General features: G+C 66.8%; 16 protein-coding genes. 4 read left to right on the forward strand and 12 right to left on the reverse strand.

The window, feature by feature from the left end; translation table 11 throughout:
- Window positions 1-69 precede the first annotated feature (69 nt).
- From BLJ79_RS03595 to hisI, 3 genes are read right to left on the reverse strand one after another with little or no spacing between them, the layout of a single operon-like run.
- A complete protein-coding gene (locus tag BLJ79_RS03595) occupies window positions 70-675 on the reverse strand; it encodes a Trp biosynthesis-associated membrane protein (protein ID WP_071213329.1) in 606 nt (201 codons plus the stop codon).
- Window positions 672-2,231, reverse strand: coding sequence for an anthranilate synthase component I (locus BLJ79_RS03600; protein WP_071213330.1), 1,560 nt, complete (start codon window positions 2,229-2,231; stop codon window positions 672-674). Before BLJ79_RS03600 ends, BLJ79_RS03595 begins: the two co-directional genes overlap by 4 nt.
- Before the next feature lie 47 nt (window positions 2,232-2,278).
- Window positions 2,279-2,680, reverse strand: a complete 402-nt coding sequence (hisI, locus tag BLJ79_RS03605) for a phosphoribosyl-AMP cyclohydrolase (RefSeq protein ID WP_071213331.1) — start codon at window positions 2,678-2,680, stop codon at window positions 2,279-2,281.
- A gap of 143 nt (window positions 2,681-2,823) precedes the next feature.
- Between hisI and BLJ79_RS03610 the strand changes: the two genes are divergently transcribed.
- Window positions 2,824-3,456, forward strand: coding sequence for a TIGR03085 family metal-binding protein (locus BLJ79_RS03610; RefSeq protein ID WP_071213332.1), 633 nt, complete (start codon window positions 2,824-2,826; stop codon window positions 3,454-3,456).
- A 21-nt stretch (window positions 3,457-3,477) separates the two neighbouring features.
- Here the strand turns inward: BLJ79_RS03610 and BLJ79_RS03615 are convergent, their stop codons facing one another.
- The 3 genes from BLJ79_RS03615 to BLJ79_RS03625 all read right to left on the reverse strand — a co-directional run bounded on the left by BLJ79_RS03615 (window position 3,478) and on the right by BLJ79_RS03625 (window position 8,154).
- On the reverse strand, window positions 3,478-5,481 hold the full coding sequence (locus BLJ79_RS03615) for an amidase (protein WP_071213333.1): 2,004 nt from the start codon (window positions 5,479-5,481) through the stop codon (window positions 3,478-3,480).
- Between the two features lie 94 nt (window positions 5,482-5,575).
- Window positions 5,576-7,123 (reverse strand): APC family permease, encoded by a 1,548-nt coding sequence (locus BLJ79_RS03620; protein WP_071213334.1) that lies wholly within the window; start codon window positions 7,121-7,123, stop codon window positions 5,576-5,578.
- Entirely contained in the window at window positions 7,120-8,154 is a 1,035-nt protein-coding gene (locus tag BLJ79_RS03625; RefSeq protein ID WP_071213335.1) for an agmatine deiminase family protein, read from the reverse strand. The genes BLJ79_RS03620 and BLJ79_RS03625 overlap by 4 nt, the downstream gene beginning before the upstream one ends.
- A 204-nt stretch (window positions 8,155-8,358) precedes the next feature.
- On the opposite strand from BLJ79_RS03625, the gene BLJ79_RS03630 reads away from it, so the two are divergent.
- On the forward strand, window positions 8,359-8,994 hold the full coding sequence (locus tag BLJ79_RS03630) for a TetR/AcrR family transcriptional regulator (RefSeq protein WP_071213336.1): 636 nt from the start codon (window positions 8,359-8,361) through the stop codon (window positions 8,992-8,994).
- 42 nt (window positions 8,995-9,036) lie between these two features.
- Here BLJ79_RS03630 and BLJ79_RS03635 read toward each other — a convergent pair whose 3' ends face one another.
- The 4 genes from BLJ79_RS03635 to BLJ79_RS03650 all read right to left on the reverse strand — a co-directional run bounded on the left by BLJ79_RS03635 (window position 9,037) and on the right by BLJ79_RS03650 (window position 11,850).
- Window positions 9,037-9,813: a GNAT family N-acetyltransferase gene (locus BLJ79_RS03635; protein ID WP_083410983.1), complete on the reverse strand. Its 777-nt coding sequence runs from the start codon at window positions 9,811-9,813 to the stop codon at window positions 9,037-9,039.
- Window positions 9,788-10,558 carry an imidazole glycerol phosphate synthase subunit HisF gene (gene hisF, locus BLJ79_RS03640; RefSeq protein WP_071213337.1) on the reverse strand — a complete coding sequence of 257 codons (771 nt, stop codon included), beginning with the start codon at window positions 10,556-10,558 and terminating at the stop codon, window positions 9,788-9,790. Before hisF ends, BLJ79_RS03635 begins: the two co-directional genes overlap by 26 nt.
- A 68-nt stretch (window positions 10,559-10,626) precedes the next feature.
- Window positions 10,627-11,475, reverse strand: coding sequence for an ATP phosphoribosyltransferase (gene hisG / locus BLJ79_RS03645; protein ID WP_071213338.1), 849 nt, complete (start codon window positions 11,473-11,475; stop codon window positions 10,627-10,629).
- 111 nt (window positions 11,476-11,586) lie between these two features.
- Window positions 11,587-11,850, reverse strand: coding sequence for a phosphoribosyl-ATP diphosphatase (locus BLJ79_RS03650; protein WP_071213339.1), 264 nt, complete (start codon window positions 11,848-11,850; stop codon window positions 11,587-11,589).
- 154 nt (window positions 11,851-12,004) lie between these two features.
- Here BLJ79_RS03650 and BLJ79_RS03655 point away from each other — a divergent pair, with 154 nt between their 5' ends.
- Window positions 12,005-12,424: an HIT family protein gene (locus tag BLJ79_RS03655; RefSeq protein WP_071213594.1), complete on the forward strand. Its 420-nt coding sequence runs from the start codon at window positions 12,005-12,007 to the stop codon at window positions 12,422-12,424.
- Window positions 12,425-12,458: 34 nt separating this feature from the next.
- Here the strand turns inward: BLJ79_RS03655 and BLJ79_RS03660 are convergent, their stop codons facing one another.
- Window positions 12,459-12,710 (reverse strand): hypothetical protein, encoded by a 252-nt coding sequence (locus BLJ79_RS03660; RefSeq protein ID WP_071213340.1) that lies wholly within the window; start codon window positions 12,708-12,710, stop codon window positions 12,459-12,461.
- A gap of 34 nt (window positions 12,711-12,744) precedes the next feature.
- Between BLJ79_RS03660 and BLJ79_RS03665 the strand changes: the two genes are divergently transcribed.
- On the forward strand, window positions 12,745-13,518 hold the full coding sequence (locus BLJ79_RS03665; protein ID WP_071213341.1) for a TRM11 family SAM-dependent methyltransferase: 774 nt from the start codon (window positions 12,745-12,747) through the stop codon (window positions 13,516-13,518).
- A 187-nt stretch (window positions 13,519-13,705) separates the two neighbouring features.
- Here the strand turns inward: BLJ79_RS03665 and BLJ79_RS03670 are convergent, their stop codons facing one another.
- A complete protein-coding gene (locus tag BLJ79_RS03670) occupies window positions 13,706-14,284 on the reverse strand; it encodes an ATP-binding protein (RefSeq protein ID WP_175475380.1) in 579 nt (192 codons plus the stop codon).
- Between the last annotated feature and the right edge of the window lie 6 nt (window positions 14,285-14,290).

A 14,290-nucleotide genomic window follows, 5' to 3' on the forward strand; every position in this document is an offset into this window, starting at 1 on the left:
ATACATTTCTTGATTACATTCTGCCATTCTTTAAGGCGATGGCATGCCATGTTGCGCAGTGTGTGCGCATCAGCCGGTGGGATCATCCCCCCGGGAGAGCGAGTCCCAGCCGGAGATCTCATCGATCTGCCCCGTCGGCTCGGCCGCCGTGGTCCCGGGCGCAGTTGCCGCGGCGTCGCGGGCGTACTTGCGCGACCCGGCCCAGTTCCGGCCGGTGATGCCCAGCAGCAACGCGCTGGCCACGAGGATCGCGCCGGCCAGCACCGCGAACCAGGGCCAGGGGGTCAGGTCGTAGTCGCCGCCGGAGGTGTTCAACCCGGTCGCTTCCCCGACCTTGGTGGCGGCGGCAAACACGGGATCGGAAAGCACCGAGATGCCGGCGCCGGCGATGCCGCCCCCGGCCAGCAGCAGGATCGCGGCGATGATGTAGCGGGCGATCTTCCCGGCGATCATCGCGGCCAGCGAGCCGGCCAGGGCCACCACGGCCAGCGCGGCCACGGCGGTGGCGGCATCGGAGCCCGCGATCTGGATCAGCGGGATCTTCACGGAGCCGACCTCGGGCTGGACGTTGATCCAGGTGCGGGTGCTGGTGGCCAGCGCCAGCACCGCGCCGAGCAGCCCCAGCAGCATCACGGAGCGCTTGGTGCTGCGGCGGGGTTTCGTTGTGGTGCTCATGTGTTGGTGCCGTCCACTTGTGCCGGCGCCATGGTCCCGGCGGCCCAGACGGCGCGCAGGGGTGCGGCGGACTTGTTGATGGTTTCCAGCGCCTCGGCGTCCAGGTCGGAGTCGGCGACAATGCCGCCGCCGGCCTGCACATAGGCGCGGTTGCCCTTGATCAGCGCGGAGCGGATGGCGATGGCCATGTCCATGTCGCCGGCGAAGTCCAGGTAGCCGACCACGCCGCCGTAGATGCCGCGGCGGTAGGGCTCGAATTCGTCGAGCAGCTGCAGGGCACGCGGCTTCGGGGCCCCGGAGAGCGTGCCGGCCGGGAAGGTCGCGGCCAGCACGTCGTAGCCGTCGTGGCCCTCGGCCAGCTTCCCGACCACGTTGGAGACCAGGTGCATGATGTGGCTGAAGCGCTCGACCTCCATGAACTGGGTGACCTCGACCGAGCCCGGGACGCAGACCTTGGACAGGTCGTTGCGCGAGAGGTCGACCAGCATCAGGTGCTCGGCGCGTTCCTTCTCGTCGGCCAGCAGGTTCTTCTCATGCAGCTGGTCGTCCTCGTAGTTGGCCCCGCGCGGGCGCGAGCCGGCGATCGGGTGGGTGACCACGTGGTCGCCGTTGACGGTGACCAGCGCCTCGGGCGAGGAACCGACGATCGAGTAGTCCTTGCCGTGCGCGTCCTGCAAGCTGTACAGGTACATGTAGGGGCTGGGGTTGGTGCCGCGCAGGATCCGGTAGACATCCAGCGGGTCCGCGTGCGTTTCGAGCTCGAAGCGGCGCGAAACCACGATCTGGAAGACCTCGCCCTCGACTATCGCCTCCTTGCCGCGCAGCACTGCCTGGCGGTAGGAGTCCTCGTCCCAGGAGTGGGTCACCGCGTTCATGAGTTCGTCGGCCGGCACATCGGTGCCCGAGAGCACCGAGACCGGGTTCTCGGCGGCCTCGCCGAGCACCTCAAGCATGTCCCGGACGCGGGAGACGGCGTGGTCGTAGGCTCCGTCGACGCCCTCGGTGGTGCCGTTGAAGTTGATGGCGTTGGCGATCAGCGTCAGCGTGCCGTCGGTGTTGTCGTGCACGGCCATGTCGCCGACCAGGTTCATGGCGATTTCCGGCAGGTGCAGGTCGTCGGCCGGGGGGTTGGGCAGCTTCTCCCAGTGCCTCACCGCTTCCCAGCCGATGAAGCCGACCATGCCGCTGGTCAGCGGCGGCAGGTCGGGCAGGGGTTCGGTGCGCAGCGCGCGGACGGTGTCGCGCAGGACCTCGACCGGGTTGCCCTCGGTCGGCATGCCCGCCGGCGGGGTGCCCAGCCAGTGGGCCTTGCCGTCGAGGGTGGTCAGGGTGGCGGGCGAGTTCACGCCGATGAAGGAATAGCGGGACCACACTCCCCCGGCTGCCGCGGATTCCAGCAGGAACGTTCCGGGCCGTCCGTTGGCCAGCCGGCGGTAGACCGAAATGGGTGTCAGCGCATCGGCCAGCACCCTCATGGTCACGGGGATGACGCGGCGTTCCGCGGCGAGCGCGCGGAATTGCTCGCGGGTGGGGGTCAGGGCGCCGAGAGCTTGCATGAGCGAAGAATGGTCCTTGCGTGTACGGAAGTGGAGCGGGGGGAAGATCAGGAAACGCGGCGGCCCACGACGGCGGGCAGTTCGCGGCCGTCGAAGCACGTGCGCGTCCCGGTGTGGCAGGCGGCGCCGATCTGGTCGACGACCACCAGCAGGGCGTCGCCGTCGCAGTCAAGGGCCACGGAGCGGACCAGCTGGGAGTGCCCGGAGGTGTCGCCCTTGCGCCAGTATTCCTGGCGCGAGCGGGACCAGAAGGTCACCCGCCCGGTGGTCAGGGTGCGGCGCAGTGCCTCCTCGTCCATCCATCCGAGCATCAGCACCTCACCGGTGCCGTGCTGCTGGATGACGGCGGCCACCAATCCGGCGTCGTCCTTCTTCAGGGCGGCGGAAATCTGCGCGGACAATTTCCCGTCAACGGAGGCGGGGGCGGCGAAGGCTGGGTTCTGCGACATCCACACCAGTCTAGTGCCACGGGCGGCAAAACGCGGGCCAAACCGCGTGGGCGCGACCCCCGGTGACGAATTGGCCACAGATGCGGCGACCCGGGGGCGACACAGGGGCTCCAAGTGCCTCCGAACGTGTTAGTTTCGAAGTGATGCATTTCGTACCAGCCTCGCGTGAAGTATTGGCCGAAGTCCTGCTGGCGGCAGGGCCAACGGCCCCCACCCTGTGCGCAGGATGGGAGACCCGGCACCTGGCCGCGCACCTGGTGCTGCGGGAGCAGTCGCTGCTGGCCGCGGGCCTGGTGCTGAAGCCGTTGGCGCACCGCATGGAGGCCGAACTTTCGCGCCGCGCCGATCGCGCCCTGGACCGCAACGCCTATGCCTCGATCGTGGATGAATTCAAGGCCGGCGCCCCGAGGATCTCCCCGCTGTCGGTGCCCCGCATGGACCATGCCGCGAACCTCTCCGAGTTCTTCATCCACACCGAGGACGTCCGCCGTGCGGGCGACCGCTGGGTTCCGCGTGCGCTCGATGCCAGGTACGAAGACCTGCTGTGGGAGGACCTGGTGCGCCGGGCCGCGCACTACTACCGCGGCGTCGATGTCGGGATCATCCTGGTGCTGCCCGACGGCCGGCGCCACGTGGCGCGCAAGTCCAGCACCTCGGTGGCCATCACCGGGCGCGCGGGCGAGCTGTTGCTGCATGCCTCCGGACGCCGCGAAGAGGCCCTGGTGACGTTCGAGGGCGCCCAGGAAGCCATCGCCCTGCTGTCGGTCTCGCTCTAGCAGGACACCACGCCGCGGGTCCTAGATCTCCGTGTAGGCCCCGGCTGCCAGACCTCCGCCTGCCACCACATGGATGGCCGCCAGGATGCGCCCGGCCGGGTTCGACCCGATGGCAGCAGGCTCCGCCGGCGCAGGCAGGACCGCCGTGGCCCTCCATGTTGTTCCTTCACGCAGTACCGCCGATGGTTCGCCATTGACAGTTAGCCGGAGCGCGGCGCACTGCGGGGCTTGGACGCTGCCCTCAAGTAGCACGTGCCGGGCGCCCTCGTTGTGGATTGCGGGGTCCACCCCTGCCGTGATGGATATTTCCGGCCTTTCGATCCCTGTGCCTGCCGGGGTGTCTGACCAGCTCCGGTCCCCGGGCAGCTCGGGAGCAAGCGCCGGGGCCGTGCGCAGCGTGCCGGCATGCTCAAAGGCCCACCCCCATCCGAGGATCGCGTTGTCCGCATAGGCTGGACCGGCAAACGTGAGCCCCACCGGCATGCCGATGTCCTCCATCGTTCCCATGGCCACGGTGATGGACGGGATGCCGAAGTGGCGCATCGCGTAGTTTCCGTTGGAGAAGTAGATCCCGTTTTCCCACGCCTTGTCGGCAGCTTCCTTCTCGATGTCTGCGGTGGCGGCGCCGACATCGGCGTTGGCGGGGAAGATCACCCCGTCGAGGTGGTGCTCGGCGAGCCAGTCTTCGAAAAGTTCCTTGCGCAGCGCCTCAAGGACCTTGAGCCCCCGGGCGAATCCGGGCAGGTCGGCCGGGTCCGGCAGGCCGTCGGCAGCCAGCTGCACCACGTCGCGGTACCGGTTCGCATAGTCCTCGACCTCGTCGTAGCGGTCGGGCAACGACCCCGCGGGTGCGGGGAAGATCCTGGCGTGGTCGACGTCGGCCAGGCGGTTCAGTGCCCGGTCGTTGTTTTCGCGCAGGAACGTGTCCCAGCCGTGGGAAAGGAGCTCGTTGAATTCGATATCCATCCATCCCTCGGGCAGCACGCCGAGTGCGCCGAGCTGCTCTCCGCCGGGGGTGTCGCCCTCGTATCTTTCGATGACGGGGAAGTCGACCTCGACAACCGTGGCCCCGAGGTCCTCGAGCCGCTTGCGGGCAGCCTCCCAGAGCGCCAGCACGCTGGGGCGCAGACGGATCGGAAACTTGGGGTCCTGCCCCAGGTACATCCGCGGCACCCCGAAGCGCTTGTCCTTCAGGGCTTCGGCATCGGCCAGCGTTGCGTAGCTTCCGGGGCGCACCGACGAGGCGGCAGGCAGTTCGACGGCCTCTTGGTCGCGCCAGAAATCCCCCGTGGTCTGGGGGTCGTCGGCGACGATCACGTCCAGCAGCCGGAACATGTCATCCATGGAACGGGTGTGCGGGACCACGACGTCGCGGGTCGGGAACAGCGGCCAGTTGCCGCGGATCGAGATGACCCCGCGCGAGGGCGTGTAGGCGCACAGCCCGTTGTTGGATGCGGGACTGCGGCCCGATGACACCGTCTCCTCCCCCATGCCGAAGACCCCCATGCTGGCAGCGGTGGCGACCGCCGAGCCGTTGGACGAGCCCGACGCGTAGGCAGCGGCGAGGTAGTTGGTGTTGTAGGGGCTTTCGGCGCGTCCGTAGAGACCGCGCTGCATCCCGCCGTCGGCCATGGGCGGCATGTTGGTCTTGCCCAGCAGCACTCCCCCGGCCTCGCGGATGCGGGCCACGGTGAATGCGTCGTGCTGGGCCACGAGGCCCTTGAAGGCCGGCGAGCCGGAGGCCACGGTGAGCCCGGCGACCATGTAGCTGTCCTTGACGGTGAAGGGCACTCCTTCCAGCGCCCCGGCCTTCCCTGCGCGCCGCCGCGCATCCGAGGCCGCGGCCTGGGCAAAGACTTCGGGGTTCAGCACTGCCACTGCGTTGAGCCTCACCGTGGACCTGTCGAAGCGCCCGATGCGGGCCAGGTGGGCGGCGACCAGCTCGACGGCGCTCACCTGGCCGGCTTCGAGGGCGTGCAAGGTCTCCTCGATGGACGCTTCGTGGATGGTGAACTGTCGTTTCATGAGGGTAACTAATGCTTTCTGGATTTGCCTGTTCGCCCCCCTTGGGGGCGAACAGGCGGGAATGTATGTGGTGCCGGATCGACCCGGGTGGTGGTTAGACCCGGTCCTTGGCCGAGCCAGGTGCCTTGCGGGGCAGGCTGCGCCCCGAGAAGAATTCCGGACGGCGTGCCGCTGCCCCCACCAGGAACAACGCACCGAGGGCAATGATGCCCACGCCGATCACGAAGACCAGCCCGACACCGAAGATCTCCGAGCCCGAACCGTACGCCGGGTCCCAGGAATCGACGGCTGTCTGGATGAACACCGCCACCAGAGCGATGCCGCCGAGCAGCGGGGCCAGCAGGCGCAGCGCGAAGTTGCGCACCGAGTCCAGGGCTGTGTGGCGGAAGTACCAGACACAGGCCAACGCGGTGATCCCGTAGTAGAAGCAGATCATCATGCCCAACGCCAGGATGGTGTCGTTCAAGACGTTGCTGCTCAGCACGCGCATCAGCGCGTAGAAGCCTGCCGAGACGCCTCCTGCGACCACGGTGGCGAAGGCCGGGGACTTGAACCTGTTGATCGACGCGAATTGCCTGGGCAGCGCCCCGTGGTGGGAGATGGCCAGCAGCGAGCGGGCCGGGGAGATCATGGTGGACTGCAGTGACGCGGCGCAGGAAGAGAGCACTGCCAGCGAGAGCAGGACCGCGAACGGCCCCATGACAGGGGTGGCGATGGAGGTGAACACGTTCTCCGCATTCTCCGGATTGCGCAGGCCCAGCCCGCTCTCCCCGATGCCGGCGAACATCAGCATGGCGATCGAGCCGAGCAGGTAGATCGCCAGCACGCCGATGGCCGTGAGCGCGGCGGCGCGGCCGGAGGTCTTCTCACCGTTTTTGGTTTCCTCGTTCATGGTCAGGCACACGTCCCAACCCCAGAACGCAAAGATCGACAGGCTCAACCCCACGGCGAAGGCGGAGAAGGAATCGATGTGCATCGGGTTGAACCAGGAGGCGTCGAAGGCCAGGTGTCCGGGCTGCGCGGCGGCCTTGGTGACGGCCCCGATGGTGAACCAGGCCAGCACGGCCAGCTGGAAACCGACCAGCACGTACTGCACCATGCGGGTGGTGGTCAGCCCGCGGCAGGCGATCCACACCGCGGCACCCACGAACACCAGGCAGGTGGCAACGTTGAGCAGCTTGTTGTTCGCCAGCTCGGCCAACGCGGGGTTTCCGGTTACCTGGGCCAGGAAGAGGTAGAAGAAGTCAACGGCCACCCCGGCAAGGTTGGAAAGCACGATGATGTTGGCGGCCAGCAGCCCCCATCCTCCCAGCCAGCCCAGCACCGGGCCGAAGGCCTGGGAGACCCAGGTAAAGGTGGTCCCAGAGTCGGGGGTGTCGGCGTTCAGTTCGCGGTAGGCCAGGGCGACCAGGAACATCGGGATGAACCCGATGATGAAGATCGCCGGCAGCTGGGTGCCGATCGCCTGGACCGTGGGACCCAGCGAGGAAGTCAGCACGTAGGCCGGGGCGATGGTGGAGATGCCGATCATCACCGCGGCGAAGAGCCCGAGCTGGCCGGAGGCCAGGCCCTTGGAACGGACCAGGCCGGTGTCGGAGGACGGGACGGGCGTCTGGGTACGCCGTGCGGTGGACAGGCTCATGGCTTGCGCACCAATGCCACTGGTTCCTGCTGGGTGATGCAGTGGATGCCGCCGCCGCGGGCGTAGAGCTCGCGGGCATCCACGCCCACGACCTTGCGCCCCGGGTAGGCCGCGGCCAGCACGGCAAGGGCCGCTTCGTCGTTCGGGTCGTCGAAGGTGCAGGCCACCACGCCGCCGTTGACCACGAGGTGGTTGATGTAGCTGTAGTCCACGAAGCCCTCCGCGTCACGCAGGATGCCCGGTGCCGGGACCTCGACGAGCGTGAATTCGCGGCCTTTCGCGTCGGAGGCTCCGTGGAAGGTGGAGATCAGTTCCTGGCAGATCGCATAATCCGGGTGTTCCGGGTTTTGCTGGGAGTGGATGAGCACGGTGCCCGGGGAGGAGATCGTGGCGACGATGTCCACGTGTCCGCGGGTGCCGAACTCCTGGGAGTCGCGGGCCAGGCCGCGCGGAAGCCAGTGCACCTTGGTGGCACCCAGCGTGCGGGCGAACTCCGCCTCGACCTCTTCCTTGGTGGTCCCCGGGTTGCGACCCGGGTCCAGCTGCACCGATTCGGTGGCCAGCACGGTGCCCTCGCCGTCCACGTGGATGGCCCCGCCCTCGTTGACCAGCGCGGAGGCGATGCGCGGAACCCCGGCCCAGCCGGCCACGGCCGCGCCGATCAGTGCGTCCTTGTCCCAGGTCGCCCAGTCCTGGGCGCCCCAGCCGTTGAAGACCCAGTCGACGGCGGCGAGTTCCCCGGCGTCGTTGGTGACGAAGGTGGGGCCAATGTCACGCATCCAGGCATCATTGAGTTCCGCGGTGCGGATCTCGACGCGCTCGTCGAGGTATTGCGCGGCGACCTCGGTGTCTTCCGGGTCCACCACCATGGACACCGGGGCGAACTCGGCCACCGCATGGGCGACGCTGGCCCAGGTCGAGCGGGCCGCGTGGGCCTCGGCCTCGGTGTCGCCCAGCGTGTAGCCCCCGTGCGGGAAGGCCATCCACACGCGCTTCTGGGCCGAGGTCTCGGCGGGCATGGTCCAGCTCATGGTGGTTCTCCTGCAAGTGCTTGGTGTGTGACCGATGCTTGTCACCGGGCCGGAAGTGGCGCCTGCGGAGATCACCGTCACAGTAAACGAATCTGATTCGTTTAATTATGGTGGCTTGGGTCACGCGGCGCAAGGGGTAAAACGAATTTGATTCGTTAGACTTGTTGTGCCGGCATTCCCCCGCGATCCCAGGAGCAACACCACATGGCCCGCCCACGCAGCCCCAAGCTATCCGCTCCCGCCATTGCCGATGCGGCGCTCTGCCTGGTGGACAAGCACGGCGAGTTCACCATCCCGCAGCTGGCCAAGGCCATGGGAGTCAGCCCCTCCTCGCTCTACAACCACGTCGTGTCCAAGGACGACATCGTGGAAATGATGCGCGGGGCGGCCATGGGCGAGATCGAGCTGCCGGAGCCCGGCGGCGACTGGGTGGACACCTTGCGGCAGATCGCCAAGGGGTACATGCGCTCCTATGCCAAGCACCCTAAACTGATTCCCCTGTTCACGGCGCACACCGTGCGGGACGAGGGGACCTTGCGGGTCTACGACCTGCTGGCCAGGGCCTTCGCGGCCGGCGGCTTCGGCGCGGCGGACTCGCTGGCCGCGATCACCGTGCTGGACTCCTTTGTGCTGGGCTCGGCGCTGGATGCCGCCGCCCCGTCCCAGGTCTGGGAATCTGCCGCGGAGAACTCCGCGGCCCTGAATGCCGCGCTGGAGGCGGGGCTGGCAGTACAGGACAGGGCGTGGACGACCTTCGAGTACGGCCTTGAGCTACTGTTGGCCGGGTTCCAGCTCCAGGGGAATTCCACGCAGCAGGAAGAGCCTTCCAGGACAGCGTGAGAAATCGGGTCCGGATCCGCTCCGTGCCGTGACGCTGGATCGTCACAGACGGGCGGCGGGCCCCACCCGGTAGTGGTAGCGGGAAACACTTTCAAAGCCCATGGATTCGTAGAGCGCGCGGGCCACGAGGTTTGATTCGACGACCTGCAGCCACACTCCGGCCAGTTTCAGCCTGGATGCCTCGACGAGCAGGGCCCGCACCACCGCGCGTCCGTGGCCGCGGGAGCGGAACGCTTCGCGGGTGGCCACGGAATAGATACCGCCCAGGTTCCCGACCAGTGCCAGCCGGGCCACGGCCTCGATGGCGCCGTCGACGGCCAACGAGGCATAGATGGAATCGGTGTTGGCCAGGATGTCGCGGCTGATGCCTTGCTGCGGTGCACCGTGCGGCCCTTCGACCTCGCAGAAGGCATTGAGCCACCCCTCGCCTGGTAGTCCGGACAGCTCGATGCGCGCATCTACGGGAACAGGCGGCTGGTTGCCGGAGTCCTCCAGGGGCAGGTACTGGACCAGGGTGGGCGAATCCAGCAGGTAGCCGCGTTCGGCCAAGAGTGCATCGAGATCCGACGGCAGGGAGTCCGGGCTGATCTGGAACACCGCCGGCAGGCCCTTGCCGGCGTAGCGGTCCTCAATCCCGGTGATCGCCGCGGCAACGTCGCGCGGCTCGGACAGCGGCAGCACCGAGTTCGCGCGCTTCGTCACGCCACCGGAAAACCGGCACCTCCAGCCGTCAACGACTTCTTCCGTCAGCGCCTGCCAGCCCCTGGACATGGTTTCGTCCAGGGACACGGGGTCAGCGGACCGGGAAACCGGCTTCACGGATGGCGTCCTTGACCTGCTTGATCATGTCGTCGGGCCCGAAGTGGAAGATGGAGGCGGCAAGCACCGCATCCGCGCCTGCGGCAATGGCCGGCGGGAAGTGCTCGGGACCGCCGGCACCGCCGGAGGCGATCAGCGGAACGGTGACTTCCGCGCGCACAGCCCGGATCATTTCCAGGTCGAACCCCTCCTTGGTGCCGTCGGCGTCGATCGAGTTCAGCAGGATTTCTCCCACACCACGTTCTGCAGCTTCCTTGGCCCAGGCCACCGCGCAACGGCCGGTGCCGGTGCGCCCACCGTGGGTGGTCACCTCGAAGCCCGAGGCGACGTCCGGGTTGTCGGTGCGGCGGGCATCCAGGGAGAGCACCAGCACCTGGGAACCAAAGCGCTGGGTGATTTCGTTGATGACCTCGGGGCGGTCGACGGCCGCGGTATTGATCGAGGCCTTGTCGGCCCCGGCACGCAGCAGGCGGTCCACGTCCTCGACGGCGCGCACGCCGCCGCCGACGGTCAGCGGGATGAAGATTTCCTCGGCGGTCTTGGCGACCACGTCATAGGTGGTCTCGCGGTTGCCCGAAGAGGCCGTGACGTCGAGGAAGGTGATTTCGTCGGCGCCGGCGGCGTTGTAGCGCTTGGCGAGTTCCACCGGGTCGCCGGCATCGCGCAGGCCCTCGAAGTTCACTCCCTTGACGACTCGGCCGTTGTCCACGTCGAGGCATGGGATCACACGGATCGCAACAGTCATGAAGGATCAACTCCTGGAAAAGTAGTGAAGAGCGGTGTTCTTCGAGGGGTACTGCGCTTGGGTGCTTGCTAGATGCGGCAGGCGTGGATGTTGGTGACAAGGATGGCGCGGGCGCCGATGTTGTACAGCTCATCCATGATGTTGTTGGTGTGGCTCTTCTTGACCATGGCGCGCACGGCGACCCAGTCCGAGTCTTGCAGCGGGGAAACCGTCGGGGATTCCAGTCCCGGGGTCAGCCGGGTGGCCTCGTCGACCAGGTCCCGGCGCACGTCGTAGTCGAGCATGACGTAGCGGCGGGCCACCAGCACACCGGTGAGCCGGCGCTTGAGCACCTCAAGCCCGGCGGGCGTCTGGCCGGTGCGGCCGATGAGCACGGCTTCGGACTTCAGGATGGGGTCCCCGAAGACCTCCATGCCCGCGGCCTTGAGCGTGTTTCCGGTTTCCACCACGTCGGCGATGGCGTCGGCCACGCCCAGGCGCACCGAGGACTCCACTGCACCGTCGAGGCGGACCACCGAGGCGTCGATGTTGTTCTCGAGAAGGTAGCTGCGCAGCAGGGCGTCGTAGCTGGTGGCGATGCGCTTGCCGTTGAGCTCGTTCTGGTGCGTGAAGGAACCGGCGGGGCCGGCGAAGCGGAAGGCGGCGTTGCCGATGCCCAGCGGAAGGACCTCGTCGACGTGGTCGTTGACCTCGGCGTCGAGGTACAGGTCGCGTCCGGTGATTCCGACATCGAGGATGCCGCCGCCGACGTACACGGCGATGTCACGGGGACGGAGGTAGAAGAACTCCACGTCGTTGTCGGGGTCGACCATGACCAGTTCGCGGTTGTCGCGGCGCTGGACGTATCCGGCCTCCAACAACATGGTCGAGGCGATTTCGGACAAGGCTCCCTTGTTGGGAAGTGCTACTCGCAGCATGGTGCGTTTCTCGTTTCAGGCTCTGAGGGGGGGTATTACGGCATGAGGACAACAAATGGGTGTTTGTTGGCCGCCGCGGCACGGGAAAAGGATGTCTCCCGAAAGCGGCGGCTAGAGATGCTTGTAAACGTCCTGCAGAGTCAGGCCCTTGGCGATCATCATCACCTGCAGGTGATAGAGCAGCTGGGAGATTTCTTCGGCGGCGGCCTCGTCGGATTCGTATTCGGCAGCCATCCACACTTCGGCGGCTTCCTCCACGACCTTCTTTCCGATGCCATGCACGCCGGAATCCAGTTCGGCGATGGTACGCGAACCTTCGGGGCGGGTCTTGGCCTTCTCGGAGAGTTCGGCGAAGAGGGTGTCAAAAGTTTTCACATGGTCAGGATATCTTGGCCCGTTGGAAGCATTCACAACCGCGGCCCCATTGTGACGAAGGACTCCCCGCGACGGGCCAACATGACGCGGACGCTACCCGGGACACGCGCTTGGGCTTCGATCCGGTACCTGACAACGGACTATGCTCACCTTCATGGACGAGAAGTGCGCTTTTTGCGAAATTGCCTCCGGCAACGCCGAGGGGCACGTGGTGGCCTCGAATGCGCGTTGCGTTGCCTTCCTTGACGCGGCACCCGTCAATGCCGGGCACACCCTGGTGGTTCCCCGGAAGCATGTGCGCGACATCCATGGCCTGGATGAGGCCACGTCCGCGGCGATGTTCGATCTCGCCCGCCGCGTTGCCGATTCCCTGCGCGATTCCCCGCTGCCCTGCGAGGGCGTCAACCTTTTGATGTCCAACGGGGCAGTTGCCGAGCAATCGGTGTTCCATGCACACCTGCATGTCATACCGCGCGTGGCGAACGACGGGTTCGGATTCGTCGAGGCTCCCGCCGCCAGGCCCACCGCGGACGGGTTGGCCGCCACGGCACGGTTGCTGCGCGCCGGCCGGTGAGCATCGCGGCGAGAGCTTTCGGCGGCCTTCCTGCTCAGTGGCTTGGCTTGGCGCCATGGCGCCTATCCGCTAGCAGCATGGCTGCGCCCACGAGCATTCCTGCGACAAAGCCAAGCAATGCCGCCGGGACACCTATCTCGAGGACCGCGGCCCATGCCGTGGGTGGATAGACGCTCAGTCCGACGAGCAATCCGACCACGCCGCCCAGCAAGCCGCACCACAAGGCACCCAGCAGGGCGTAGGCCAAGGGCTTGGGCAGGTTCTGCGACGCCTTGAGGAATCCCATGACTCCAGCATGAACCTGTCAAAGGCCCCGTGCAATGTCGCTGGACGCCCCCGAAGGGTACACTTCGCATGATGAAGGACTTCGAAAAGATTTGATCGAGAGCATACCCAAAACATCCCCGTTGGATTCGCACCTTGCCGCAACGCACGACACGTTCGTGGCCGAGCGCCCGCCGGGTGCCGACGAAGATGTGCACATGGTCTCGGCAATTGTGGACCACATCATTGAACGGTGCAGCAAACCCGGCGACCTGGTTTTTGACCCGTTCGCGGGCTTCGGCACCACCCTCGTACGGGCCATCGCACTGGGGCGGGAAGCCCTCGGCATCGAACTGCTGCCCGAGCGCGTGGACTACCTGCTGGAAAGGGTGTCCGGCGCCCACATCATCGAGGGAGACGCCCGGGAACTGCTGCGTCTCGTCCGCGGCGCCGAGTCGCCCCTGCCCGACACGGACGTCAACCTCATCGTCGCCTCTCCCCCATACATGACGGCTGAAAACCACGAACCCGACCCGCTGACCGCCTACGAGAAAAATGACGGGGACTACGACCGCTACCTGGCCGAGCTCGGCCTCGTCGCGGCCCAATGCGCGCGGGTCGTTGTGCCCGGCGGCTTCGTGGTGTGGAATCTTGCCGACATCCACCACATGGACCTCACCACCCACTTGATCCGCGACTGCAAGCGCGCGCTTGGACAGCACCTCACCCTTGTGGGCACCACGGAGATTCTCTGGGATCGCTACCCACACGATTTGGTCGCCGACGCCTTGCTCGTGTTCCAGCGGCCTGCCGTCGCGCGGCACATGTAGTCGCACCACGCTTTCTCCTGATACGCCCCGGACCGCCAGGCAACCCTGGCTCAAACAAGGCCGAACGCCGGCGTCGCGGATCGGCGCTGGCTGCCACCCGTTCAGTTCGACGCCGACCACGAGCCACCGTGCGGGAAATGCTCCTCGGCCTGCGGCGACGTCGGGCCGGCCGTTGCCGCTCGTGCCTTCAAGATCGGCAATCTCGAACCTCGACGGAGAGAACCGGAGCCAGAGCCTCGCCCAAGGTTTCGAGCTCGGATACCAATATCTTGGCGCCGGGCGCGCGGGATGGGTCGGGCAGGAAATGCACCGTGGTTCCGGTCGTCCCGTTGTCCGGCAACGGGATCAGCTCCGTCACGGGAATTCCCCGTTCGTACCGCTGGGTCCATGAACCGTGCGTGCGCCGATTGGTGTGGACCAGCCAAGTGCTCAAAGCTGCAACCACGGACATGCCTCGGCGAGGTTGCCCGTCGGGCAGCAACGGTGCGTCGGTGGAATCGAAGAACCTAAGATCCTTCCTGGCCATGACCGGCTTCCTGATGGTGCGCCCATGAACATCCTGCCGGGTGTCGGTTCCCCGCCCTTTGTCAGCCACGGAAATCGAACCGTCCGGATGCAGCGTGATCAGGGCTGAGCCGCCACCTTGGTCCGAGGCTTCGTCTGCTGGGTAGGCAAGAACCTCAAGGACCAAGTGCAAGTCCCGGTTGCGTGAATCGAAAGTCGGGTCGCGCCGGATTCCTTCCAGATGGTCAACGTCGACCTCCATGTCCCA

Origin of the sequence: Arthrobacter sp. UCD-GKA, assembly GCF_001863355.1 — a bacterium.
Lineage (GTDB): Bacteria > Actinomycetota > Actinomycetes > Actinomycetales > Micrococcaceae > Paeniglutamicibacter.